Source organism: Brevundimonas vesicularis (genome assembly GCF_900445985.1).
Classification (GTDB): Bacteria; Pseudomonadota; Alphaproteobacteria; order Caulobacterales; family Caulobacteraceae; genus Brevundimonas; species Brevundimonas vesicularis_D.
Genome location: NZ_UAQP01000014.1, coordinates 419,704 through 444,121, shown reverse-complemented (window position 1 = coordinate 444,121; position 24,418 = coordinate 419,704). Strand labels below are relative to the sequence as shown.

The 24,418-nt window shown below is 66.0% G+C and carries 20 protein-coding genes, 1 tRNA gene and 1 pseudogene; 13 read left to right on the top strand and 9 right to left on the bottom strand.

Features of this window, described 5'->3' with window-relative positions; genetic code table 11:
* The first annotated feature begins 74 nt into the window (after positions 1-74).
* From rpmH to yihA, 4 genes are read left to right on the top strand one after another with little or no spacing between them, the layout of a single operon-like run.
* Positions 75-209, top strand: a complete 135-nt coding sequence (gene rpmH, locus DT343_RS11225; protein ID WP_003164000.1) for a 50S ribosomal protein L34 — start codon at positions 75-77, stop codon at positions 207-209.
* Positions 210-239: 30 nt separating this feature from the next.
* Entirely contained in the window at positions 240-644 is a 405-nt protein-coding gene (rnpA, locus tag DT343_RS11220) for a ribonuclease P protein component (protein WP_055754640.1), read from the top strand.
* Positions 641-2,437, top strand: coding sequence for a membrane protein insertase YidC (gene yidC, locus DT343_RS11215; RefSeq protein WP_112862964.1), 1,797 nt, complete (start codon positions 641-643; stop codon positions 2,435-2,437). Before rnpA ends, yidC begins: the two co-directional genes overlap by 4 nt.
* On the top strand, positions 2,434-3,087 hold the full coding sequence (gene yihA, locus DT343_RS11210; RefSeq protein WP_112862963.1) for a ribosome biogenesis GTP-binding protein YihA/YsxC: 654 nt from the start codon (positions 2,434-2,436) through the stop codon (positions 3,085-3,087). The genes yidC and yihA overlap by 4 nt, the downstream gene beginning before the upstream one ends.
* 97 nt (positions 3,088-3,184) lie before the next feature.
* Here yihA and DT343_RS11205 read toward each other — a convergent pair whose 3' ends face one another.
* Entirely contained in the window at positions 3,185-6,049 is a 2,865-nt protein-coding gene (locus DT343_RS11205; RefSeq protein WP_112862962.1) for a M16 family metallopeptidase, read from the bottom strand.
* 190 nt (positions 6,050-6,239) lie between these two features.
* Between DT343_RS11205 and DT343_RS11200 the strand changes: the two genes are divergently transcribed.
* Positions 6,240-7,478 (top strand): argininosuccinate synthase, encoded by a 1,239-nt coding sequence (locus tag DT343_RS11200; RefSeq protein ID WP_112862961.1) that lies wholly within the window; start codon positions 6,240-6,242, stop codon positions 7,476-7,478.
* Here DT343_RS11200 and DT343_RS11195 read toward each other — a convergent pair.
* Genes DT343_RS11195 through DT343_RS11185 form a run of 3 tightly spaced genes read right to left on the bottom strand, consistent with a single transcriptional unit; the run spans position 7,475 to position 10,971 of the window.
* Positions 7,475-8,776 carry a PQQ-dependent sugar dehydrogenase gene (locus DT343_RS11195; RefSeq protein WP_112862960.1) on the bottom strand — a complete coding sequence of 434 codons (1,302 nt, stop codon included), beginning with the start codon at positions 8,774-8,776 and terminating at the stop codon, positions 7,475-7,477. The two genes, DT343_RS11200 and DT343_RS11195, sit on opposite strands and share 4 nt — an antisense overlap.
* A 43-nt stretch (positions 8,777-8,819) precedes the next feature.
* A complete protein-coding gene (locus DT343_RS11190; RefSeq protein WP_181669184.1) occupies positions 8,820-10,139 on the bottom strand; it encodes an acetyl-CoA hydrolase/transferase family protein in 1,320 nt (439 codons plus the stop codon).
* A 55-nt stretch (positions 10,140-10,194) separates the two neighbouring features.
* Entirely contained in the window at positions 10,195-10,971 is a 777-nt protein-coding gene (locus tag DT343_RS11185; protein ID WP_220116691.1) for a phosphatase PAP2 family protein, read from the bottom strand.
* 279 nt (positions 10,972-11,250) lie between these two features.
* Between DT343_RS11185 and DT343_RS11180 the strand changes: the two genes are divergently transcribed.
* Complete coding sequence (locus DT343_RS11180; protein WP_439897234.1) at positions 11,251-13,134, top strand: ribonucleoside-diphosphate reductase subunit alpha; 1,884 nt, start codon at positions 11,251-11,253, stop codon at positions 13,132-13,134.
* Positions 13,135-13,350: 216 nt separating this feature from the next.
* Positions 13,351-14,157: a lipid A-modifier LpxR family protein gene (locus DT343_RS11175; RefSeq protein ID WP_220116689.1), complete on the top strand. Its 807-nt coding sequence runs from the start codon at positions 13,351-13,353 to the stop codon at positions 14,155-14,157.
* A 4-nt stretch (positions 14,158-14,161) separates the two neighbouring features.
* Here the strand turns inward: DT343_RS11175 and DT343_RS11170 are convergent, their stop codons facing one another.
* The gene (locus DT343_RS11170; protein WP_112862956.1) at positions 14,162-15,916 is read right to left on the bottom strand and encodes a gamma-glutamyltransferase family protein; all 1,755 of its coding nucleotides are present in this window, start codon (positions 15,914-15,916) and stop codon (positions 14,162-14,164) included.
* Positions 15,917-16,060: 144 nt separating this feature from the next.
* Between DT343_RS11170 and DT343_RS11165 the strand changes: the two genes are divergently transcribed.
* Both DT343_RS11165 and DT343_RS17830 read left to right on the top strand, forming a co-directional pair.
* Positions 16,061-16,137, top strand: a tRNA-Arg gene (locus DT343_RS11165).
* A 249-nt stretch (positions 16,138-16,386) separates the two neighbouring features.
* The gene (locus DT343_RS17830) at positions 16,387-16,602 is read left to right on the top strand and encodes a hypothetical protein (RefSeq protein WP_258522563.1); all 216 of its coding nucleotides are present in this window, start codon (positions 16,387-16,389) and stop codon (positions 16,600-16,602) included.
* A 111-nt stretch (positions 16,603-16,713) separates the two neighbouring features.
* Here the strand turns inward: DT343_RS17830 and DT343_RS17825 are convergent.
* The 3 genes and pseudogenes from DT343_RS17825 to DT343_RS11145 all read right to left on the bottom strand — a co-directional run.
* A pseudogene (locus DT343_RS17825) lies at positions 16,714-17,748 on the bottom strand (recombinase family protein); the annotation flags it as partial.
* Positions 17,749-18,127: 379 nt separating this feature from the next.
* Positions 18,128-18,619, bottom strand: coding sequence for a type II toxin-antitoxin system YhaV family toxin (locus DT343_RS11150; protein ID WP_069318847.1), 492 nt, complete (start codon positions 18,617-18,619; stop codon positions 18,128-18,130).
* Positions 18,619-18,945 carry a type II toxin-antitoxin system PrlF family antitoxin gene (locus tag DT343_RS11145; RefSeq protein WP_069318846.1) on the bottom strand — a complete coding sequence of 109 codons (327 nt, stop codon included), beginning with the start codon at positions 18,943-18,945 and terminating at the stop codon, positions 18,619-18,621. Before DT343_RS11145 ends, DT343_RS11150 begins: the two co-directional genes overlap by 1 nt.
* 154 nt (positions 18,946-19,099) lie before the next feature.
* On the opposite strand from DT343_RS11145, the gene qatA reads away from it, so the two are divergent.
* The 4 genes from qatA (at position 19,100) to qatD (ending at position 24,154) form a co-directional block, all read left to right on the top strand.
* Entirely contained in the window at positions 19,100-21,163 is a 2,064-nt protein-coding gene (gene qatA / locus DT343_RS11140) for a Qat anti-phage system ATPase QatA (protein ID WP_258522562.1), read from the top strand.
* Between the two features lie 290 nt (positions 21,164-21,453).
* Positions 21,454-22,047 (top strand): Qat anti-phage system associated protein QatB, encoded by a 594-nt coding sequence (qatB, locus tag DT343_RS11135; protein WP_181669183.1) that lies wholly within the window; start codon positions 21,454-21,456, stop codon positions 22,045-22,047.
* Complete coding sequence (gene qatC, locus DT343_RS11130; RefSeq protein WP_069318844.1) at positions 22,044-23,393, top strand: Qat anti-phage system QueC-like protein QatC; 1,350 nt, start codon at positions 22,044-22,046, stop codon at positions 23,391-23,393. The genes qatB and qatC overlap by 4 nt, the downstream gene beginning before the upstream one ends.
* A gap of 8 nt (positions 23,394-23,401) precedes the next feature.
* A complete protein-coding gene (gene qatD / locus DT343_RS11125; protein WP_069318843.1) occupies positions 23,402-24,154 on the top strand; it encodes a Qat anti-phage system TatD family nuclease QatD in 753 nt (250 codons plus the stop codon).
* A 5-nt stretch (positions 24,155-24,159) separates the two neighbouring features.
* Here the strand turns inward: qatD and DT343_RS11120 are convergent, their stop codons facing one another.
* Positions 24,160-24,417 (bottom strand): hypothetical protein, encoded by a 258-nt coding sequence (locus tag DT343_RS11120; protein WP_112862952.1) that lies wholly within the window; start codon positions 24,415-24,417, stop codon positions 24,160-24,162.
* Position 24,418 lies beyond the last annotated feature (1 nt).

Genomic DNA, 24,418 nt, shown 5'->3' with positions numbered 1-24,418 from the left:
ACTTATACGCCCGCCCTTCCTGCGGCGGACGCCTCTTGCCCCGTCGCCCAACCTTTTAACGTCAGGAGCCGACCGTGAAGCGGACCTATCAGCCGTCGCGACTCGTGCGCAAGCGCCGTCACGGCTTCCGCAGCCGGATGGCCACCAAGAACGGCCAGAAGATTGTTGCGCGCCGTCGCGCCAAGGGCCGCAAGCGCCTGACGGCGTAAGCGGCTTACGCGTCCGGATCTTTTGGACGCATGAGCGACCTTTTACAGATCAAGCGTCTGTTGCGGCGGCCCCAGTTCCTGGCGGCCGCCAAAGGCGTTTCCGAGGCGCGCGGCGCCGTAGTGATCCAGCGGCTGGAGCGCGGCGACGGTTCGCCGCACATCGGACTGGGCTTCACCGCCACCAAGAAGATCGGCGGGGCGGTTCAGCGCAACCGCGCCAAACGCCGTCTGCGCGAGGCCGCACGGGCCATGCTGGCCCAGCATGGCGTGCCCGGAAGCGACTATGTCTTCATCGCCCGCATGGGCACGACCGAGCGTGCGTGGGACCGTCTGCTTGACGACGTGAAATCGACGCTTACAAGGCTGGCGACACCCAAGGCCAACAGGCCTTCGCACGCCCGCGCCCCCTCCGGCCAGGACCGCCAGAATCCATGAAAAACGAAAACACGCGCAACACGATCATCTTCATCGTGTGCTCGGTCCTGATCATGGGGATCTACTATTTCGCCGTGCTGCGTCCGCAGGCCGAGCGTCGCGCCGTGCAACAGCAGGCCCAGGCTGAGCAGTCGCAGACCGCCGATGACGCCGCGCGCACGGCGCTGAGCCCGCAAGGCCCGACCTTCGTCACCGACCGCAGCCAGGCGCTGAGCACCGCCGCGCGCGTGCCGATCCAGTCCGGCACGCTGAAGGGGTCGCTGTCGCTTCAAGGCGGCCGGATCGACGACCTGTTCCTGACCGACTACCGCGAGGTTCAGGACAAACCCCAGCCGGTGGAGCTCTTCCGCCCGCAGGGCATGCAGAACGCCTATTTCGCCCAGTTCGGCTGGACCGGCCCCAATGTCGCCGGCGGCGTGCCCGGACCCAATACCGTCTGGCGCCTGACCAATGGTTCGACCCTGACGCCGACGACGCCGGTCACCCTGACGTGGGACAACGGCCAGGGCCTGCGCTTCACGCGCGTGATCTCGGTCGACGACAAATACGTCTTCTCGGTGCAGGACACGGTCCAGAACCTGGGCACGCAGGCGATTACCATCGCCCCCTACGGCAGCGTCCAGCGCCAGGGCGTGCCGCCCGCAGCCGGCTCGTCGCACATCGTCCACGAGGGCGCGATCGGCACCTTCGGCAAGCCGGGCGACTACCGGACCGAGCAGAAGAAATACAAGGACTGGCTGAAGGAGCCGCGGATCGAGAACGCCTCGACCGGCGGCTGGCTGGGCATCACCGACAAATACTGGCTAGCGGCCCTGCTGCCTCAGCAGAACGAGGCGGTCGAGACCGAATTCCGCGTCCGCGACCTGAACGGCGCCCAGCAGCTGGAAGCCAATGTCCTGGGCACCACCCGCACGATCCAGCCCGGAGCCACCGCGACCGAGACCCAGCGCCTGTTCGCCGGCGTCAAGCGCGCCGAGGTGCTGAAATCCTATGAGCAGAGCCTGAACCTGCCGCGCTTCGTCTATGCGATCGACTGGGGGATGTTCTGGTTCCTGACGCGTCCGATCTTCTGGATCCTGGAGAACGTCTATGGCCTGGTCGGCAGCTTCGGCGTCGCCATTCTGGCCCTGACCGTCATCGTCAAGCTGGTCATGTTCCCGCTGGCCAACAACGCCTACGCCTCGATGTCCAAGATGCGGAACCTCCAGCCCAAGATGGAGGAGATCAAGAAGAAGTTCAAAGACGACCCGCAGAAGCAGCAGCAGGAGACGATGGCCCTGTATCAGCGCGAGAAGATCAATCCGGTCGCCGGATGCCTTCCGCTGGTGCTTCAGATTCCGGTCTTCTACGCCCTGTACAAGGTGCTGACCGTAACCATCGAAATGCGTCACCAGCCGTTCCTGGGCTTCATCCATGACCTGTCGGCGCGCGACCCGTCGTCGATCTGGAACCTGTTCGGCCTGATCCCGTGGGATCCGGCGATGGCGCCGCTGATCGGCGGCCTGTTGGCCGGCCCGCTGCACCTGGGTCTGCTGGCGATCGCCTATGGCCTGACGATGTGGTTGCAGACGGCGATGAACCCGCCGGCGGCCGATCCGGTCCAGCGCCAGATCTTCCAGTTCATGCCGCTGCTGTTCACCTTCATCATGGCGCCGTTCGCGGCGGGTCTGCTGATCTACTGGGCCTGGTCCAACATCCTGACCATCCTGCAGCAGTATGTGATCATGCACCGCTACAAGGCCGAGAACCCGATCGATACCTTCTTCGCCCGGTTCAAGAAGTCACCGGCGTGATCGACGAGACCGAGTTTACGCCCGAGGAGATCGAGGCGGCGCGCGTCCTGTTCGCGCGGCCTGCGACCTTCGTCATGGGCGCGGCCAAGATCGAGCAGTTGCCCGACCCCGACCTGCCCGAGATCGCCTTCGCGGGCCGCTCGAACGTGGGCAAGTCCAGCCTCATCAACGGGCTGGTGGGCATGCACAAGCTGGCCCGCGCCTCGAACGAGCCGGGCCGCACGCGCGAGGTCAACTTCTTCGACCTGGATGGCCGGATGCGTCTGGTCGACCTGCCCGGCTATGGCTGGGCCAAGGCGTCCAAGACTACGGTCAAGAAGTTCCAGGATCTGGGGCGCGACTATCTGCGCGGCCGGGTGACGCTGAAGCGGGTCTATCTGCTGATCGACAGCCGTCATGGGCTGAAGTCGGTGGATACGGAGGCGCTGGATGCGCTGGACCTGGCCGCCGTCAGCTATCAGATTGTCCTGACCAAGGCCGACAAGCTGAAGAAGGGCGAGGGCGAGGCCGTGCAGGCCGCGACCCTGAAGGCCATCTCCAAACGCCCCGCCGCCTTCCCGGTGGTGGCCCTGACCTCGTCGGAAAAGGGTCTCGGTCTGCCGGAACTGCGCGCCGAGATCATGCGCACGACGGGCGCGACGCTGGACTAGCGGCCCTCATCGTCGGGTCACACCCGAGCATGACGGCCAAAAAGAAAAGGCCCGGAGATCGCTCTCCGGGCCTTCGTCGTTTTGGTCTGTCGTCGCCCTATTGGGCGGCGGGGGCCGCCGCGCGGACCTCGACAGGGATGCCCAGGGCGTCCAGTTGCGGCTTGACCACCGAGGCGTCGCCGACCACGACCCAGACGAACCTGGACGGGTCGATGGCGGCCTTGGCGGCGGCGTCCAGCTGGGCTGCGGTCAGGGCGTTGGTGCGCGCCGCGATGGTTTCCGGATAGTCGTCCGGACGGCCCAGCAGGGCGTTGGAGCGCATGGCGCCCAGGACGGCGGCCGAGGTCTCGTAGCTGCCGGCCAGACGGCGGGTGTTGCCGTTGATCGTGCGTTGAAGCTCCTCGGGCGTCACGCCCTTGCCGCCCGACAGGAAGTCATTGAACTGCTGGTTCAGGGCTTCGATGGCCGGGCCGGTCTTGTCGGCCTGGACCGGGGCGGTGACCAGATAGGGCACGCGTCCGGCGAACGGATTGACCGAGGCGTTGACGCCGTAGGACCAGCTCTTGGTCTCACGCAGATCCGAGTTGATGCGCGACAGGAAGTCGTTGCCCAACACATTGTTGGCGGCGTTCAGCACCAGCAGGTCGTCCTTGCCCGACACGCCCAGGACCTCGCCGCCCATGATGTAGGACTGGGGCGACTGCGGACGGTCGATCAGCACGATCTTGGGCGTCGCGGCCGGGATGGGGGCCGAGAAGTCCTTGACCGGCTTGGCCGATGCGGGCGGGACCCACTGACCGAAGGCGCTGTCCAGGATCGGCGTCAGCTCGGCCAGTGGCCGGTCGGAGACGACGAACAGCTTGGCGTTGTCCGGGCGGATCCACTTGGCGTAGTCGGCGCGAATGTCGGCGTCGGTGATCGCCTTGACGCTGGCCTCGTCGCCATTGCCGCTGAACGGACGGCCATAGGGGCTGTTCGGCCCATACATCAGTTCCGGCAGGGCGCGGCTGGCCAGGGCGGCCGGCTGGGTCCGCTCGGCGGCGATGCGCGACAGGCGGGTGGCGCGAAGGCGCTCCAACTCGGCCGGGGCGAAGGCGGGATTGCGCACCACCTCGGCCATCAGATCCACCGAAGGCTTCAGGTTCGGCGTCACCGCCGACAGCTGGACGACCGAGCTATCCATCGTTGCGCCGGTGATGATGGTTGCGCCCAGGGCTTCCTGCGCCTCGGCCAGCTGCGTAGCGTTCAGGGTGCGGGTGCCCTCGTCCATCAGGTCCAGCATCAGCGTCTGCAGACCCAGCTTGGACCGATCGTCGGCGGCCAGACCGGCGTCGAAGTCGAGCGCGATCTTCGTCGTCGGGGTGGCGTCGCGCTGGGCGTAGATCACCTCCATGCCGTTCGACAGGCGAGTGCGCTCGACGGCCGGGAAGTCGACGTTGGCGACCTGACCGATCTCGGGCTTGGGCATGCGCGGCTTGCGCTCGATTTCCGGGGCCGGGGTGCGGTTGGCGCCGGACGGCGCGGCGGCCGCCTCCTGATAGGCTTCGCGCTGGCCAGGCAGGGTGGTCAGCGTATAGGCCGGACGGGTCAGCCACTTCTGCATCGCCGTCTTGACCTGGGCCGGCGTGACGGCGGCGTAGGCGGCCAGCTGCTTCTTGTAGAACTCGGGATCACCGGCATAGAGCTGGCCTTCGGCGAGCGCCGTGGCCTTGCCGCCGAAGCCGCCGACCTGTTCCAGGCCCTGGATGCGACGCGAGGCGTATTGGGTGACGACGCGGTTGATCTCATCCTGCGTTGGGCCGTTCGCAATCAGGCCGTTCAGGATCTCACGCATGCGTGCCTCGACGGCGGCAGGGTCTTCGCCCGGCTTGATCGTGGCGCTCATCTCGAAGATGCCGACGCGGTGGAAGTCGCTGTTGTTGGCGGTGACCGAGACGGCGGTCTGTTCGCCGCGCACCAATTCATTGTCCAGGCGCGAGGAGGCCAGGCCGCCCAGCACGGAGGCGGCGACGCTGAGCGGGACGGAATCCGGGTCCAGCATGCCCGGCACGGCCCAGCTGACATCGATCTTGGCGTTCGACACCCGGTCGTGCGTGGTTTCGCTGAGCGGGGCGGACAGGGTCGGGACCGGGGCCTGGGCGGGATTGTTCACCGGACCCTTGGCGATCGGGCCGAAGTATTTATCGGTCAGTTCGCGCGCCTTGGCGGGCGTGATATCGCCAGCCAGCACCAGGACCGCATTGTTCGGGCCGTAGTTGGAGGTGAACCAGTCGCGGACCGTCTGCATCGAGGCGGCGTCCAGGTCGGCCATGGAGCCGATGGTCGAGTGGCGATAGGGGTGTCCTTCTGGGAACAGGGCCTCAAGTTGTTTGTACTCGTTCAGGCCATAGGGCTGGTTGTCGCCTTGGCGCTTTTCGTTCTGGACGACGCCGCGTTGCAGATCGAGCGTCTCCTGGCTGATGGCGCCCAGCATGTAGCCCATGCGGTCGCTTTCCATGAACAGGGCCTGTTCCAACGCCGGGGTCGGGACCGTCTCGAAATAGTTGGTGCGGTCAAAATAGGTGGTCCCGTTCATGTCGGTCGCGCCCATGTTGCGCATTGGCGTGAAATAGCTGCCGGGCGCATTTTCCGAGCCGCCGAACATCAGGTGTTCGAACAGGTGGGCGAAGCCGGTCTTGCCGGCCGGCTCGTCCTTGGAGCCGACGTTGTACCAGACGGAGACGGCGACGACGGGGGCCTTGTGATCCTCATGGACCAGGACGGTCAGGCCGTTGTCGAGGGTGAACTTGGTATAGGGGATGTCGACTTCGTTGATCAGCTGCGACACCGGCGCGGCCTGAGCGGCGGGCGCGGCGGCCTGACCAGCGGCCTGGGCGGCGGGTGCAGAGGCCACGGAGGCCCAGACAGGCGTTGAAACCGCCAGAAGGGCGGCGGCGGCGACGAGAGAACCAGTGCGGCGCATGCGATATCCTCGGGATTGCGGTTGGAGGGGACCATAACGCCGGTCTGCCGCCTGGCAACGCGACCAAATGGAACATGACCAAAGGTTCACGTTCTCCCCCGCGCGACCCGGAAAAGGTTGCATCGCCGGACCCCCGGTCTTATGCGCGCGTCAACTCCCCGACTGACCGCCCCTTGCTGAAAGAGCCGCCATGTCCGCCCCCGCCGACAAGCCCGTCAAGAAAGTCGTCCTCGCCTATTCGGGCGGGCTGGACACCTCGATCATCCTGAAGTGGCTCCAGACCGAATATAACGCCGAGGTCGTGACCTTCACCGCCGACCTTGGTCAGGGCGAGGAGCTTGGCCCGGCGCGCGAGAAGGCGCTGAAGCTGGGCATCAAGCCTGAGAACATCTTCATCGACGACCTGCGCGAAGAGTTCGTGCGCGACTTCGTCTTCCCCATGTTCCGCGCCAACGCCCAGTATGAGGGCGACTACCTGCTGGGCACCTCCATCGCCCGCCCGCTGATCTCCAAGCGTCAGATCGAGATCGCGCGTCAGGTCGGCGCGGACGCCGTCTGTCACGGCGCGACCGGCAAGGGAAACGATCAGGTCCGGTTCGAGCTGGGCTACTATGCGCTGGAGCCCGACATTCGCGTCATCGCCCCCTGGCGCGAGTGGGAGTTCCGCAGCCGCGAGGCCCTGCTGGACTTCGCCGAGAAGAACCAGATCCCCATCGCCAAGGACAAGCGCGGCGAGGCGCCCTTCAGCGTCGACGCCAACCTTCTGCACTCCTCGTCCGAGGGCAAGGTGCTGGAAGACCCGGCGGTCGAGGCGCCCGAGTTCGTCCACCAGCGCACGATCAGCCCTGAGGACGCGCCGGATGTGGCCACCGTCATCGAGATCGGTTTCGAAAAGGGCGACGCCGTCTCGATCAACGGCGAGGCCATGTCGCCCGCCACGATCCTGACCGCCCTGAACCAGTATGGCCACGACAACGGCATCGGTCGCCTGGACCTGGTCGAGAACCGTTTCGTCGGCATGAAGTCGCGCGGCGTCTATGAGACCCCCGGCGGGACCATCCTGATCGCGGCGCACCGCGGCATCGAAAGCATCACCCTGGACGGCGGCTCCATGCACCTGAAGGACCAGCTGATGCCGAAATACGCCGAGCTGATCTACAACGGCTTCTGGTTCTCGCCCGAGCGCGAGATGCTTCAGGCGGCCATCGACAAGAGCCAGGAAAACGTCTCCGGCACGGTCAAGGTCAAGCTGTACAAGGGCAATGTCTCGGTCATCGGTCGCAAAAGCCCCAACAGCCTGTACGATCAGGACCTGGTGACCTTCGAAGAGGGCGTCCAGGCCTATGACCACAAGGACGCGGCTGGCTTCATCAAGCTGAACGCTCTTCGCCTGCGCGTCCTGGCCAAGCGCGACGCGCGCAAGAGCTAGGGCGTCTTATCCGACCGGGCGATCCTGAGGATCGCCCGGTTGCGGTCGTCCGTGACCCAGATCGATCCGTCGACGGCGACGGCCAGCACGACCGGCGCGCCGCGCGGCTGACGGCCTGCGACCGTGTCCCAACCCGGCGTCAGCACCTTGCCGCGTATGCTGGGCGCGCCAGCGGGATAGGACAGGGCTCCGCGCGGATAGATGGCGTAGCGGCCGCCGATATCGGTCAGGGGGCGACCCTCGCCGTCCGTCTCGGCCGCCATGATCCGGCCGCCCGCGCGACGATAGCCGTGCCAGCTTATCAGCAGCCGGCCGCGCAGTTCGGGAAACATCGCCCCGTCGTAATAGATCAGGTCCAGCGGCGCGGCATGGGGCGGCAGCAGGGCGACCGGGCGGTCGCGCTGGCCGCATCGCGTCTGGGCCGCGCTCCAGCCCGGCAGGGGCGTCGCCAGATCGACGCAATAGGGCCAGCCGTAATGGCCGCCCTGACGCAGGACATTGATCTCGTCATAGGGATGGTCGGGCGTGGTGAGGTCGACCGAGTTCTCGCCTTGCAGGATCGTGCCCGACGGGTGCCGCACCAGGGCGATGGAGTTACGCAGACCCGAGGCGAAGACGGCGCTGTCCTCGGCCCAACGGCCGTTTCCCAGATAGGCGTGACGCCGCACCTGGGCTGTCGCCGCGCTGTCGATGCAGGCCCCCGCCGCATTGGCGCGCGCTCTGCCCCGCGCATCTACACAGCGGTCGCTGGGCGCGCCCACATTGACCAGCAGGTCGCCGTTGGCGTCGAAGACGAAGCTGGACAGGGGGTGGCGATTGGCGTGTAGCCGATTGTCGGGTAGGTCGCCGATCACGGTGCGCACCGTCGCCGCCGGATCGGCCGCGTCGGGGTCCAGCGTCAGGATGCGGTTCATCTCGGACACATAGACGCGCCCGTCCGGCCCGCGCGCCGCCGTGTGCGGCATGTTCAAGCCTTGAGCCAGCCGTCGCCAGCGCGGCGCGCCGTCGGGGCCGAACGACAGCCGCCAGATCGCGCCATTGCCCGGATACCAGTTGCCGAGATCCGTCACCAACCAGTCGCCGTTCGATAGCGCCAGCAGGCCGCGCGGCATTCGCGGTCCCTCGGTCCTCGCGCCTTGCCAGACCAGCCCCAGGCAATAGCCCGGCGCCATCCGCACGGTGGTCATTGGCCGCCCGCCGCAGTCGCCGTCGGTGGCATAGGCGCCCTGTGCGGCCCTCGCGCTGACAGGCGCGGCGACGAGCAGGGACAGCAGGGCCAGCAGGCGGACGGTCTTCATGACGCCAGAAGTCCCGACAGACGGCCCGAGATCAAGTGCGGTGTCAGATCAGACCCTGCTCGCGCGCCGCTGTTGTCAGGCCGTCGCGAAACTCGGGCGCGGCCAAGGCGATCAGGGCGCGGGCGCGTTCGCTGGACGACTTGCCCTTCAGATTGGTCCAGCCGTGTTCGGTGGCGACGATGTGGGTGTCGTTGCGGGGCGTGGTGACCGGCCCGTCCAGACGCGCGACGATGCGTGAGGCCGTCCCCTTGGCCGCCGTGGAATGACAGGCGATGATCGACTTGCCGCCATCCGACCCATAGGCGCCGCGCACGAAGTCCAGCTGGCCCCCGGCGGCCGTGAACTGGCGCCCGTTCAGGAACTCCGAGCAGCAGGCGCCGGTCAGGTCGACCTGAAGCGTGGCGTTGACCGAGATCATCTTCGCATTGCGCGCGATCACGGCCGGGTCGTTCACACACGAGACCGGATGGGCCTCCATGCCGCGATTGCCGTCCAGGAAATCATAGGTGTTGAGGTCGCCCATCGAGAAGGCGAAGACGCCCACGCCGGGATGCAGGGTCTTGCGGGCATGGTTGGCTACGCCGGCCTGCATCAGCTCGACCAGGCCGGGCGTCAGCATCTCGGCATGAACGCCCAGATCGCGGTGGTCCATCAGGGCGTCGCACACGGCGTTGGGCAGGGCGCCGATCCCCATCTGAAGCGTCGCCCCGTCCTCGACCAGGCCGGCGATGATGCGGCCGATGGCCAGGTCCGCCGGTTGGGGTTCGGCGCGCGGCACGACCAGCAGGGGCGCGGCATGCTCGACGATGCCGGCGACCTTGGACACATGGACGGTGCAGTCGCCGAACACACGTGGCATGTGCGGATTGACCTCGACGATCACGGTCTTCGCCGTCTGCGACACCGGCTTGGCATAGTCGGTGTTGGTCCCGAACGAGAAGAAGCCGTCCGCATCCATCGGCGAGACGGTGCAGATCAAAGTGTCCACCTTGACCTCGTCGCACAGAAGGCGGGGCGACTGCTGAAAGCCCGTGGGGATGAACTGCACGGGGTTGGGGCGACCCTCCTCGTGCGCGCGCTGTTCCAGCCGCCGTTCGATGGCGCTGTGGAACAGGCTCCAGGGGCGGATCCGGTCCATCAGCTCATAGCGCAGCACCGTGTCCCCGGCGATGGCGGTCGAGAGCAGATAGTAGAGGTTCACGTCCTCGACCTCGCCGCGCGCGGCCCGTTCGGCCAGGGCCCTGAGCAGGGCGGGCGGCTGGGACACGCCAAGGCCCATGGCGACCTTGGCGCCCGAGACGATCAGGGCGGCGGCCTGGTCGGGGGTCTTCAGGCGTTCGGCGTAGAGGGCGGCGTGGTCCATGGCGTGCATCTCCGACATGTCATCAGACTAGCCTGCCGCGCGGCGGATGGCGGGCCTAGACTTTGGTCGGGTCGGGGGCGGCTTCGATCGGGGAGGCTTCGTCCTGCAGCGCCGCACGGTGGCGCTTCTGCCAGCGCGCTACCCCATAGGCGACCAGCCACAGGGCCATGGCCCAGGCCGCGCCGATCGCCCAGCCGGCGAAGACGTCGGTGGCCCAGTGGGCGCCCAGATAGATGCGTGTCAGCCCGACCAGCAGAGCCAGCAGAATACCGACGCCCAGGACGAAGACCTTGAACCGCTCACGCGGGAAGGCGCGGGTCAGCATGACGGCGACGCTGAGATAGAAGACGGTGGACAAGAGGGCGTGGCCGGAGGGGAAGCTGGCGTTGATCGTCTCCACCGCCTGAGCGGCGGCGGGTGGACGGGCGCGTTCGAACACCGCCTTCAGGCCTTCCGAGAGCGCGACCCCGCCGGACAGGCCAATGACCAGCAGCAGGGACGACAACCATTTCCGTTGGCTCAGCAGAAAGACGATCACGATCAGGGCGAACAGACCCAGCACCGAGATGCCGCCCAACGAGGTGATATCCGCCGCAGCCTCCTTCAGCCACCACGGCCCCCACGGCCGGCCCGGATCGTCGGCGTAGGGCCGCATCAACGCCAGGACATGAAGGTCGAAGGCCTGGCCTTCGCCCTCGGTCATCTCATCGGCGAGACCGGCGAAGGTCAGAACGCCGCCGGCGACGACCAATAGGGCCAGAAGCGCGGCGATTTCCGTGCGGGCGACCGTCAGGGCGCGCATCAAAAAGGCGCGTAAGTCAGAAAGCGTCATGGCCGAGCCAACGGCCAAGCTGGGCAGTCGTTCCGATCACGCGTTCGTGATCACGCCGTCGCAGGCGCGTAAAACGAACGTGCTGGCTTGCACGCGGGCTTTTCCCCAGACGGCTGGGACTTGTCCGACCGATTCGCCCACAATGGTCGGCGTCAACCCGTTGACGGGTCATTAGGCATATGCGCCCTATATGTGGGCTCGGGGAGCGCAGAGGCCACAAGATGATGTGGTCGCGGCGCGGGCGGCTCAAACGATTTTTTGTTCAGGACGCAGATGACCATGGCTGGCGGCGAGGCATTGAAGACGACGGAATTCCAAGGCGTTGCGGCGACGCCGACGCCGGAGCGCCCCCACCTGACCGTGGTCAAATCGGTCCAGGTTGACCGCTCGCGCGACGATCTGCTGACCGACTTCGGCAAGAAGACTCTGGAAGATCGCTATCTGCTGCCGGGCGAAAGCTATCAGGACATGTTCGCGCGGGTCTCGACCGCCTTCTCGGACGACGCCGAACACGCCCAGCGCCTGTATGACTATATGAGCCGCCTGTGGTTCATGCCGGCGACCCCGGTCCTGTCGAACGGCGGCGCGGATCGCGGCCTGCCGATCTCCTGCTTCCTGAACGCGGTGGGCGACAGCCTGGACGGCATCCAGAACGTCTGGAACGAGAACGTGGCCCTGGCCTCCAACGGCGGCGGCATCGGCACCTACTGGGGCGGCGTCCGCTCCATCGGCGAAAAGGTGAAGGGCGCGGGCAAGACCTCGGGCATCATCCCCTTCATCCGCGTGATGGACAGCCTGACGCTGGCGATCAGCCAGGGTTCGCTGCGCCGCGGTTCGGCCGCCGTCTATCTGGACATCCACCACCCGGAAATCGAAGAGTTTCTGGAGATCCGCAAACCGTCGGGCGACTTCAATCGCAAGTCCCTGAACCTGCACCACGGCATCAACGTCACCGATGCGTTCATGGAGGCGGTCAAGGTCGGCGGAACCTTCGACCTGAAGTCGCCCAAGGACGGCGCAGTCATGAAGACCGTCGACGCCCGTTCGCTGTGGACCAAGCTGCTGGACATCCGCATGCAGACCGGCGAGCCCTATCTGATCTTCTCGGACACGGTGAACCGCCAGATGGCGCCGCACCAGCGCGACCTGGGCCTGAAGGTCAAACAGTCGAACCTGTGCGCCGAGATCATGCTGCACACCGGCCGCGACCACCTGGGCGTGGACCGGACCGCCGTCTGCTGCCTGTCGTCGGTGAACGCCGAGACCTTCCTGGAGTGGCGCGAGGAGCCGCGCTTCGTCGAGGACCTGATGCGGTTCCTGGACAATGTGCTGGAGGACTTCATCCGCCGCGCCCCGCCCGCCATGGCCGCCGCCGTCTATTCGGCCAAGCGCGAGCGTTCGGTGGGCCTGGGCCTGATGGGCTTCCACTCCTTCCTGCAAGGTCAGGGCGTCGCCTTCGAAAGCGCCATGGCCAAGTCCTGGAACATGCGCCTGTTCAAGCATCTGCGCCGCGAGGCCGACAAGGCCAGCCGCCTGCTGGCCGAGGAGAAGGGCCCGTGCCTGGACGCCGAGGAGCGCGGCGTGATGGAGCGGTTCAGCCATAAGCTGGCCATCGCCCCGACCGCCTCGATCTCGATCATCTGCGGCGGCACGTCTGCGGGTATCGAGCCGATCCCGGCCAACATCTACACCCACAAGACCCTGTCGGGCTCGTTTGCTGTCAAGAACCCCTATCTGGAGCGCCTGCTCGACGAAAAGGGCATCAACACCGAGGCGGTGTGGAGCTCCATTCTGGAGAACGAAGGTTCGGTCCAGCACCTGGATGCCCTGAACGAGGACGAGAAGGGCGTGTTCAAGACCGCCTTTGAACTGGACCAGCGCTGGGTGATCGAACTGGCCGCCGACCGCGCGCCGGAAATCTGCCAGGCCCAGTCGCTGAACCTCTTCATCCCCGGCGACGTGAACAAATGGGACCTGCACATGCTGCACTGGTCCGCCTGGGAGCGCGGCGTGAAGTCGCTGTACTATCTACGCTCCAAGTCGGTGCAGCGCGCCGCCTTCGCGGGCGCCGAGGACAAGGCCGAAGAAGTGATCGATCCCAACCAGCCCGATCTCTTCTCCCTTCCCAAGACCGACTATGACGAGTGCCTGGCCTGCCAATAGGGCCATCTGCACCGAACGATCCGAAGGGCTCCGCGACAGCGGGGCCCTTTTTCGTTTTGGAACCTCGGCTGGTCGTCCTCGTTCAAAAGCGACGAAACCATGACCAAAAGCCGTTGGACTCTCGCGCCTGCGGGTTGCAGTGTGTGTCCAGCGGATCGGTGGGGAGACCGGATGCGATTAAAGGCCTGTATTGTCGGCTTGGGGGGCGTGTTGGCGATGGCCGGCGCGAGCGCCGCGTGCGCACAGGCCTGGGCGCCCAACGCCTTCGACGCCTCGCCCGATGTCGAGGCGCGGTTGACTGAACAGACGCGTTTTCGCGTAGCACCTGACGCTCGGTTCGGCGCCCAGATCGAAATCCCGACCGCCTTCCGTCCCGACGATCGATCCGGCCTGTCCGCCAGTACGCGCAACGACGTCTGGATCGACCGCACCGACTTCACCGACCGGGTGACGCTGGAGACGGCCGGCCGTCTGCGCCGCGCCGACGGCTCGCCCCTGCCGGTCACGCCCGTCGACCGGGCCGAGCTGGACCCCGACGCCTATGACCTGCGCTATGTGCGCGGTTTTCGCGGCGCGCGCGGCCATACCGCCTCGGGCCTGGAAGTCAGCCTGACGCCCCACGCAGGCCTGGGCGTCGGCAGCGAAGGCCGTTCGGCCGAGGCCGGCGTCACGCTGAAGATCGGGGAGGGGCTGGATCGTCTGGCCCCCAACGGCCGCGAACGGTTCGGCGAGCGGCCGCGCTGGTATCTGTACGCCGCCGGATCGGGCCGGGCTGTCGGCTACAACTTCGCCCGCACGCGTGACGGCGACTATGCCCGCTCGGGCTACACCCAGGACAAGGGCAGCTTCCTGGGCGACGCCTCGATCGGCGTGGCCTATCGCAAGGGCGACATGCAGACCTCGTTCGGCGTCGTCTATCGCGAGATCGACGCCGGCAAGGGTCTGCGCGGCATGAACGGCCTGGACACCGACGTCAGCGAAGGCCTGCTGGCCTTCCAGCTGTCGATCCGTCCCGGCCGCTAAGCCTTCAGCGAACCTCCGAGACCGCCACGCCCTCGCGGCGGGGATCCGCCCCGCCGTCCCAACGACCGTCGCGCCAGATCGCGCCGTGCAGGCCCGAGGTCTCGGTAGCGTTCGGCTTCAGGGCCATGCCTGCCGCCGCCAGGGAGTCGCGGATATCGGGCGTGATCATGTCGGTATCAGCCCCGACCATCTCGCCCCGCACCACCAGATTGGGCAGGGCGATCGCTTGCTGCATCGACAGGCCCCACTCCATCGTCCCGACCAGGGCCTTGGCGACATAGGCCAAGATGCTGGATCCGCCCGGCGAGCCGATGGCGCCGACCAGCCGTCCCTGACGATCCAGGATCAGCACAGGCGTCATCGACGAACGCGGCCGCTTGCCCGCCGCCACCGCATTGGCGGCCGGATGCCCGTCCTCCAGCGGCGTGAAGGAGAAATCGGTCAACTGGTTGTTCAAAAAGAAGCCGTCGACCATCCGCCCGTTACCGAAGATGCTCTCGACCGTCGTAGTCATGCTGACCGCATTCCCCCAGGCGTCCACCACGACCATGTGCGAGGTGCCGCCCGGCTCGGCCGTCTGATCGGCCCCATGCGGCGGTGAGCCCGTCGGGGCGCCGGCCTCGACCGGCCCGTTCACCTGTGGGGCCAGGGCCGCGCGCGACGCGACATAATCGGGATCCAGCAGACCGGCGATCGGCACGCCGACGAAGTCGTTGTCGCCGATATAGTGGTCCCGGTCGGCATACATCAGCCGCTGCAACCGCCCGAAGGCCACCCAGGCCTCGGGGCTGGTCGCGCCCTTGTCCAGATCCGGCGTCGCCTCGGCCATACCGAGGAATTCCAACAGCGCGACGCCGCTGGACGGCGGCGGCGGTACGCAGATCACATAGGCCTGGTAGGGCCGGCAAAGGGCGTCGCGGCGCAAGGGACGATAGCCGGCGATGTCCGCCTCGGTCAGACCGCCGGGACGCGGTCCTTCGCGAACCGTCGCCGCGATGTCGCGCCCGATCGGCCCGCCATAGATGGCGCCCGGCCCCTGCTGCGCCAACCGCGCGACCGTGTCGGCGTAGGCCGGGTTCTTCAACGTATCGCCCGTCTGATATCGCGTGCCGTCAGGCTTGGTGAAATAGGCGCTGGCCCAGCGAGTCCACGCCTGCGGATTGCGCCCATTGATCATGCCGGCCAGACGCGGGCTGACCGTGAACCCGTCGCGCGCCAGCCGCTCGGCGTCCCCGAACAGATCGCGCCAGGCCAACTTGCCATGATCTTTCTGCGCCATCGCCAGCATGGCCACCGCCCCCGGCGCCCCGGTCGAGCGGCCCGACAACACCGCGTTGATGAAGGGCAGGGGCTTGCCGTCTTCGTAGAACAGCTCGGGCGTCGCCGACGCCGGCGCCGTCTCGCGCCCGTCATAGGCCGTGACGGTTCCAGTCTCGGCGTCATAGCTCATCAGGAAGGCCCCGCCCCCCAGGCCCGACGACTGCGGCTCCACCAGCCCCAGCACCGCCTGGATCGCCACCGCCGCATCCACGGCCGATCCGCCGCGCCGGAGCACAGTCATCCCCGCCTCGACCGCCAGCGGATTCGCCGCGGCGACGAACGGCCCTCGAGCGGGCGATGCGGCCGGCGACGGGGCCGAGACGGCCTGCGGCGATGCTGTCGTCGGCGAGGGCGCGCCTTGGCTGGCTGTCGCGGTCTGGCATCCCGCCAGGAGGACGGGAACCAGCACAGCGGCGATCTGGCGACGGAAAAGGCGCATGGAAGATCCGAAAGCAGGGGAGCGTCAGACAGGCCTAAGCCGTCGCAGACGCCACGCCAACCGCTTCAGACGCAGAAACTGCATTCCCCCGCTTGCGTCCGCCCGATCCACCGGCTAAAGACCCGCCCTCGCCGCAAGGCAGCCGCACCCGTAGCTCAGCTGGATAGAGCATCAGACTACGAATCTGAGGGTCGGGCGTTCGAATCGCTCCGGGTGCGCCATTTCGGTTCAAAGGCACGAACGCCTAGCACCGCCGCCTCTACGCCAGAGGCGGCGGTTAGCGTTCGGAGCAACTCGCTGCGCAGGCCGCGAATCCGAACCTCTTTCCGGCTCACGACTTCCACACGCTGTGCGACCGCCCGCACCTGATCGCGGGCGAACGTGCCGTCGCCGTTCCGCAGCTTCTTGCGTAGGGCGACCGCAAAGGCGCGCAGGCTTTCCGGCGTGATCGCGGGGCCGATCCTTACGATATGCGCCACCGCGCGCTCGGCATCGCCCTTGGCCTGGTCCCGCGTCGCGGTCAGCTCGGCGATGCGATCCTTGAGCGACGGGTCGCTTACGTCGATAACGCCATTCTCGATCGCGTCGTAAAGCCGCTTGAGCTTCGCTTCCGCCTCGGTCGCCCGCCGCTCAAGATCAGCCACATGCTCGCGGCGCTGGTTCACCCACTCGTCGCGGCGTTCTAGGATCTGATCCATCAGAACTTCGAGCCGCGCCGGGTCAAGCAGCCGCGCTTCGAGGTGATCGACTACGGCCTTGTTGAGCTGGTCCATCGGCACGGTGATGCCGGGGCAGCCGGTAGCGCCCTGCCGCGCCTTCGTCGAGCAGGTGTAATAGCGATACTCGCGCCCCACGCTGCTGGTGCCGGTGCGCAGCGTCATCGCGCCGCCGCAGCACGCGCAGAAGCAGATGCCGGTGAGCAGCGTCGGGCCGCCCACCGCCATCGGCGCCATCATCTTCGGGCTGCGCGCCTTGAGCGAGCGCTGGACCGCCTCGAACTCCGCTTCTGAGACGATCGCGGGCACTTCCATGACGGCGTGCTCGGCCTCGGGCTTGGGCGTCCTCGTCTTGTGGTCGCGGGTGTTGAAGCGGTGTTGGCCGATGTAGGTCGTGCGAGTGAGAACTTGATGCACCGCGCCCAAGCCCCAGCGTCCGCCGTCGCGGGTGCGGATGTTGTTCTCGTTGAGCCAAGTGGCGATGGACTTGAGTCCCATTGGCCCCCTGTTATCGACGCCGTTCAGCGCCATGCGGTAGATGCGCCGCACCGTCTCGGCCTGGATCGGGTCGATTTCCAGCTTCTTCTTGATCTTCGCGCCGCGCTCGCCGGCCGCGACCACGCGGTAGCCGATCGGCGCGCGGGCGCCGTTCCAGAAGCCTTGCCGGGCATTCTCCTTCATCGCGCGCAGCGTGTGCTTGCCGTTCTCCTTCGACTGATACTCGTCGAACAGCGTCATGATCTGGCGCATCATGATGCTCATCGGATCGTCGCCCAGGTCTTGAGTGATCGAGACGAGCTTCACGCCGTTCTTCGCCAGCTTGCGGACGTAGAACTCGAACTGGAACTGGTCGCGGAAGAACCGCGAGAAGCTGTGGACGAGGATGACGTTGAACGTCGGCGGCTTGACCATCGCGGCGTCGATCATCGCCTGGAAAGCGGGGCGACGATCATCGGTCGCGGTGTTGCCCGGCTCGACGAACTCGGCCGCGACTTCCCAGCCGCGCGACAGGCAATAGCCTTCGATCTGGCGGCGCTGGTCGGGAATCGACAGGTCGCTCTCGGCCTGCCGGCCGGTGGAGACGCGCAGATAGAGCGCGGCGCGGGCCGTCGCCATGACCGGCGGGGTCTCCTCGACGCGAAGGGCGGCGTCGGTCATGGCATGGTCCTCCTTATCTCACGGCAAGGGTCCGAACAGGTCGTCCAGCTCCTTGCGCAAATGGCCTTCGATCGCGCGCAGCTCTGCGTCGCCGATCGGAACCCGCTCGGGCCAGTCGTCCGTGACAACGATCGGCCCGCTATCCTTGATGACGCGCCCGCGGGACGCGGCTCGCTGCGGCGGCGCGCGCATATAGTCGTGCAGGTCTTCGAGACCTTCCGACCAGCCGCAGGGCGCGCGGCGGGGACGACGTTTGCGAGGCAGGGCCATCCGCCCACGTTGGCGCGCGACCGCGCAGGGTGCAAATGATCCGGCCGGGCGTAGCGCAGATAGGGGTTCACGGCGGGTCGGGCGAAGCAGCCTCCAGACGCTCCCGCGCTTCCGACTCGTTCGCAGCCGTCAGCAACGCCGTCCAATCGTCGGGCGGATTGCCCTTGTCGAGCATCTTGCGGAACACCGCATAGGCGTCCGACTTCGATCCATAGGTGCGTAACGTGGTCTCGTCGTTCACCCAGGCGAAGACGATGACCTTCGCACTGGTGCTGTAGCGGAAGAACAGTCGGAACCGGCCGCCGCCGAACTTCGCCCGGAACCAGTGCTTGCGGTCGTCCCCCAGCGTGCCACCCTGCCGATACTCCGGGCGTGTGGGATCTTGCGGAATGGTCTCGAATACGAGCTGGCGCAGCGCCGCCAGCAATTTCGCATTGGCTGATTTGTGCCAGCCGCGCGGGTCTTTCTCCCGCAGGCGCGCGACAGCCGCCCCCAGCTTCTCGAATTGATCGAGAAACAGAGGGTGGGCAATAAGCTGCCACCCGTTGACGACCATCATCAGAGATCGACATCGCCGTCGATCGGCGCATCGAGATCGACCTTAACGCCCTCGGTCAGCGCCGCGATGCGTTCGGCGAGCGCGGGGGACAGCGCGCTCAGCGCCTCGGGCCGGCGTTTAATGTCTTCGGCCAGGAACGACAGAAAGCTGTCGATCGCCGGATCGTCATGCTCGGCGTCGGCGCGATGCACCGACACGCCATGCTCATCGACGCGAAAGGCGATCTTGCCGCCGTAATCGACACCGAGCGCCTGGCGGACGGACTTCGGAATCGTCGTCTGACCCTTGGCGGTGATGGTGCTGATTTCTTCGAGCAACGCGGGCATAGCAACCTCCTACAGGGCGCAGAATGTAAGGAAAAACCATTACTTTGTCAAGGTGGGCTTTTCGGCGGGATCACGTCCGACTGGGCAGACCATTCCGCTCAATCAGTCCGATAGCAAAGGAAGTTGCGTGGTTGCTTCTCGTTGGACTTGCCCAATGTCCGGCAGAACATATGGCGAAACCTCATTTCTTCCGGCAGTGTTGCGTGCGGGGCTGCATTATTACAACCGCTGCGAGTCGCGGGAAGAAAACGGGGGCGGGATGATTCTCACTGACAATGAGACAAAGGTCGATCTCCTCAACAATGAGGCGATCGCCAAGACCATCATCGAGCTGCTGCGCGAAAAGCCCGAGCGCGCCGTGACGATCGGCGTTCACGGTGACTGGGGTGCGGGAAAGTCCAGCATCCTCGAAATGATCGAGAACGGCCTCAGTTCTGATGAGGACGTGCTCTGCATCAAATTCAACGGCTGGCGCTTTCAGGGATTCGAAGACGCCAAGATCGCGTTGATCGAGGGCATCGTCACCGGGCTTATTGAAAAGCGCCCATTGCTCACCCAGGCCGGCATGGCCGCGAAAGACATCTTCCGGCGGATCGACTGGCTCAAAATCGCGCGGCACGGGGGCGGTCTCGCTTTCACCGCGTTCACCGGCATCCCCACGGCCGATCAGGTCGGCGCGGTGGTCGGCACCTTGAAGGGTATTTTCGCCGATCCCTCGAAACTCGCCACGCAGGAGAACTACGACAAAGCCATCGACGGTGTGCAGGGACTGCTGAAACCCGGCGAGTCGAAGAATGTGCCGGAAGAGATCGAGGCGTTCCGGAAAGCTTTTGACGATCTGCTCAAGCAGGCCGGCGTCAAGCAACTGATCGTCCTCATCGACGATCTCGACCGCTGCCTGCCGGACACGGCGATAGAAACGCTCGAAGCCGTCCGTCTGTTCGTCTTCACCGCCCGCACCGCGTTTATCGTCGCGGCCGACGAGGCGATGATCGAATATTCGGTGCGCAAACATTTCCCCGAGCTGCCGGACACGACCGGTCCCCGCGACTATGCACGGAACTATCTCGAAAAGCTGATCCAGATCCCGTTCCGGATTCCGGCTTTGGGCGAGACCGAAACCCGTATCTACGTCACCCTGTTGCTCATCGGCGCCGAGCTGGGCGAGGACGATCCCGCTTACTCGGCGCTCATCACCGTCGCGCGTGAATTGCTCAAACGCCCTTGGCAAACGGCCGGGCTCGATGCGCAGACGGTCAAGACCGCTTTGGGCGACAAAGCCGGCCAGGTCCAGAACGCGCTTACCTTGAGCGATCAGATCGGTCCGATCCTGGCCAGTGGGACTCAGGGCAATCCGCGGCAGATCAAGCGCTTCCTGAACACTCTGCTGCTGCGCCATCAGACCGCGCTCGCCCGCGGTTTCGGAGATGAGGTGAAGCTGCCCGTCCTGGCGAAGCTCATGCTGGCCGAACGGTTCCTCTCCAGATTGTTCGACCAGATCGCCAGCGCCGCTGCCCGCGATCCGGACGGACGCTGCGTAGATTTGGCGGCGCTTGAAGCCGCCGCGTCGGAGGAAAAGCCAGCCCCCAAAGCGAAGCGGGCCGGGCCGAAGATCAGTTCCACTGATGACACCAAGCCGACCGCTGTGCCGGACTCCGAGGACAGCGCCATCCTGACGGAATGGAAGGCGGCCGACGCGATACGGGCCTGGGCGCGGCTGACACCGGCCTTGGCCGAAGTCGATCTGCGCCCCTATCTGTTCGTGACCAAGGATCGAAAGGACTATTTCGGCGCGGCCTCCGTCCTCGGCCGTCTCGCCGCTGTGGTCGAGAAGCTGCTCGGCCCAAAACTCGCTGTCCAGGCGTTCGAAGGCGACCTCAAGCAGCTCGTTCCGGCTGAGGCCGCGCAGGTCTTCGAGGAGTTGCGCGGGCGCGTCATGGGTGGCGACGCCTTCGATACGACGCCGCCCGGCATTGATGGGCTCGCCGTGCTGGTTCGCGCCCATCCCACACTGCAAGCCAATCTTCTCGACCTGCTCGAAGCCGTGCCAGCCGATCGGTGCGGACCGTGGCCCGCGTCAGGTTGGGAGGGAATCATCAAGGATTCTGACGCCGTGGCGCGCTTCGAGAAGCTACTCCAGGGATGGTCCACGTCCCAATCTTCCTTCCTGAAGACGACGGCCAGCGCCGCGCTTCGCACTCGAAAAGGCGGGCGCTGATGGGAACGTCGAATGCTTATGGGGGTGCAGGTGGCGGCACGCCGCTGATCCCGAGTTGGTTGCAGGGCGACGGTGACGGCGGGGCCGGTGCGGGCGCGGGTGATGGCGACGGGGCACAACCCCCGTCACCTGATGGATCGCCTCCAGCAGTTCCTCCAGCACCAGCGCCGCGGCCGACCGCGCCGGCAGGGGCATCGGATCGGTTCACATCGGCCCGGAACAATTTCACGCGCTTCGCAAGTTCGGGCGGAAGCGACCGCAGGAGCCTCGGCCGCGCGGTCTCGCAATATGTGTCCAAATCGGCGGGCGGCTCACGCCAGGCCGCGCAGCGCATGGGCTCATCGCGGGGCGCGGGCGCCGGACTGGTCAGCTTCCTCAACGACGCCAGCGCGAATGGCGTGCGCGAAGCGTTGCGAACGCTCAACCTCGAAAGCCTCGCCGGGCGTCCGATCGAGGAAGTGTTCGCGGGACTCGCAGATTACATCTGCCCCGAAGGCGGGTCGATCGACGAGGGCATCGCGCGGGACGCCTTCGTCGAGACCATCGCGGATCTCGCCGGTGCGGGCATTACCGACATCGACGCGCTGACACCCGGTCAAATCCAGACCGTTTTCGAACTATACGCGACGCACGCGATCGAGGCGCGCATCTGCAACGACATCGGCACCAAGGTCGTAACCTTACCTGCCGACCCGCGCGCGGCCGAGAGGGTTCAGTCGCAACTGCGTGATTTCATCCAGCGCGGTGTCAGCGACGCGATCAACGCTGCGGGCGTCAACATACAGTCGCTGACTCCTGACGCGGTGATGGGCTTCGTGACCAACGTCTATCAATCCGCCTTCGACGTGTTGCAGACGATGGGCGATGGGGAGGCAGCGAAATGAGGCGGCATGTCATCATCGGCCGTTTCGGCGAGGACGATAAGACCCGCGTTCCCAAGGCGCGCGATGAGGTCGCATCGACCTTGCAGTTGGTGGCGGGCAAGCGTCTCGATCATGGGATCGGCCGCGCCTTGGCCGATCTCAAGGCGCTGCACCTGACCCCGAGCGAGATCGGCGCGGACATGCTCGTAGTCGCGGCCCATGTTCATGCCGCGGACACCCGCATCTCCCGCTCGACGGAATCGCAGGATGCCTGGACGCGCGAGATTCGGCTGGTCATCCCGGTGAGCGATCCCGTGCGATGGACAGCCACCGCGCCCATCCTGGTCCGCGCCCTGAACTTCCTGACCGGCGACAGATGGGGTGTTGGATTCCGCAAGCGGACGAAGGGATACGCGAAGCTGGTTTCTCCTGCCGCGCCCACTCTCATTCCCGCCCCGTTCGATCGCGTGAGTCTGTTCTCCGGCGGTTTGGACAGCTTGATCGGCGCGATCGACAGCCTGAACGCCGGCGAGACGCCGCTTCTGGTCAGCCACGCCGGCGAAGGACTGGTGAGCAAGTCGCAGGAGCAGTGCTTCGATGGTTTGAAAGCCGCCCATAAAGCATCCGCCTTCGATCGATTGCGGGTGTGGATGAGCTTTGACACTGGGCTGGTCGAGGATGTCGGGTCGGAGGACACCACGCGCGGCCGATCCTTCCTGTTCTTCTCGCTGGGCGTCGCCGCCGGGACCGCGCTCGGCCGCGACTTCGTGCTCAAGGTTCCGGAAAACGGCTTGATCGCGCTCAATGTGCCGCTCGATCGACTTAGGCTCGGCGCGCTCAGCACCCGAACGACGCATCCTTTCTACATAGCTCGGTGGAACGAATTGCTCGGCGCGCTCGGTGTGGGAGGCGAGGTCGAAAATCCCTATTGGCACAAGACCAAGGGGGAAATGGTCGCCGAGTGCGCCAATCCTGCCTTGTTGAAGCAGCTCGCCCCTCTGTCGCTATCGTGTTCATCGCCGACGAAGGGGCGCTGGACCAAGAAGCCACAAGGACACTGCGGATACTGTCTGCCATGTCTCATTCGGCGGGCCTCTCTGCGAGGCAAGGATGCGACAGTTTACGGGGTGCCCGACCTGAAGGCTGCCACATTGGACACCAGGCAGGCCGAAGGTCAGCAGGTCCGATCCTTCCAGATCGCGATCGCGCGGCTATCGAAGCGCCCGGAACTCGCAAAGGCCCTCATCCACAAGCCGGGGCCTCTCTATGATGATCCCTCCCGCCACGATGACTTGGCCGAAGTCTATCGCCGCGGATTGGAGGAGGTTGGGCGCTTGCTGACTGGCGTTCGCGCCGCACCGTCGTAAGAGGCCCCATGCGATCGGGTCTCGTCGATTTTCATTGCCACCTCGATCTCTACCCCGACCACGCGGCCGCGGTGGAGCGTTGCGAGCGCGATGGCGTGTTCACCCTCACCGTGACCACCACGCCCAAGGCTTGGCCGCGCAATCACGAACTGGCGTCTGCCACCCGTCATGTCCGAGCGGCTCTCGGCCTGCATCCTCAACTGGTCGCCGACCGCGCTCATGAGATCGGACTATGGGAGGAATTGCTACCGCGAACGCGCTATGTCGGCGAGGTCGGGCTGGACGCTGGCCCACGCTTCTACAAGTCGTTCGAGACGCAGAAGAAGATTTTCGCTCGGGTGCTGTCGCTCTGCGCGGCGGCGGGAAACAAGATCGTCACGACGCATAGCGTCCGCGCGACCAAAGCCGTGCTCGATATGATCGAGCAATACATGCCGCCCCCGCGCGGGCGCGTGGTGCTCCATTGGTTCACCGGCACCGCAGCAGAGGCCAAGAGAGCGGTCGATCTCGGCTGCTATTTTTCGGTGAACGCGGAGATGCTCGTTAATGAAAAGCGCACGGCGATAACCAAGGCGCTGCCCTTGGATCGCGTTCTAACGGAAACAGATGGGCCGTTCACCCAGACGGACGCCCGTCCTGCCACGCCGAGCGATGTCTGGATCGCTGTGGAAGGCTTGGCGCGTCTGCACGGACTGACGCCAGCAGATATGTCCGCCACGATCATGCGGAATCTGAAAAGCCTGCTCGCTGAGCAAAGCTAGGCTCGTTAGGAGCGGGGCGCCTCGTCGATCCCGAACAAGCGCCAGAATCCGCCAATGAAGGGCTGCAAGCTCTCCGGACCAAGCGTGTCATCAACGACCTCGCCCAGATAGGCCGGGTCTTGCCATGCCGCATCCGTGAAATAATCGTCGCCGGTGATAACCCTGTAGTCTCGTATGCCGGTCAACGTCGCCATCGCGACCCAAGGCCCTTCGATGCCAAAACTTCTCAGACGCGCGACCGCGCTGCGCGCCGCCCCGATCACC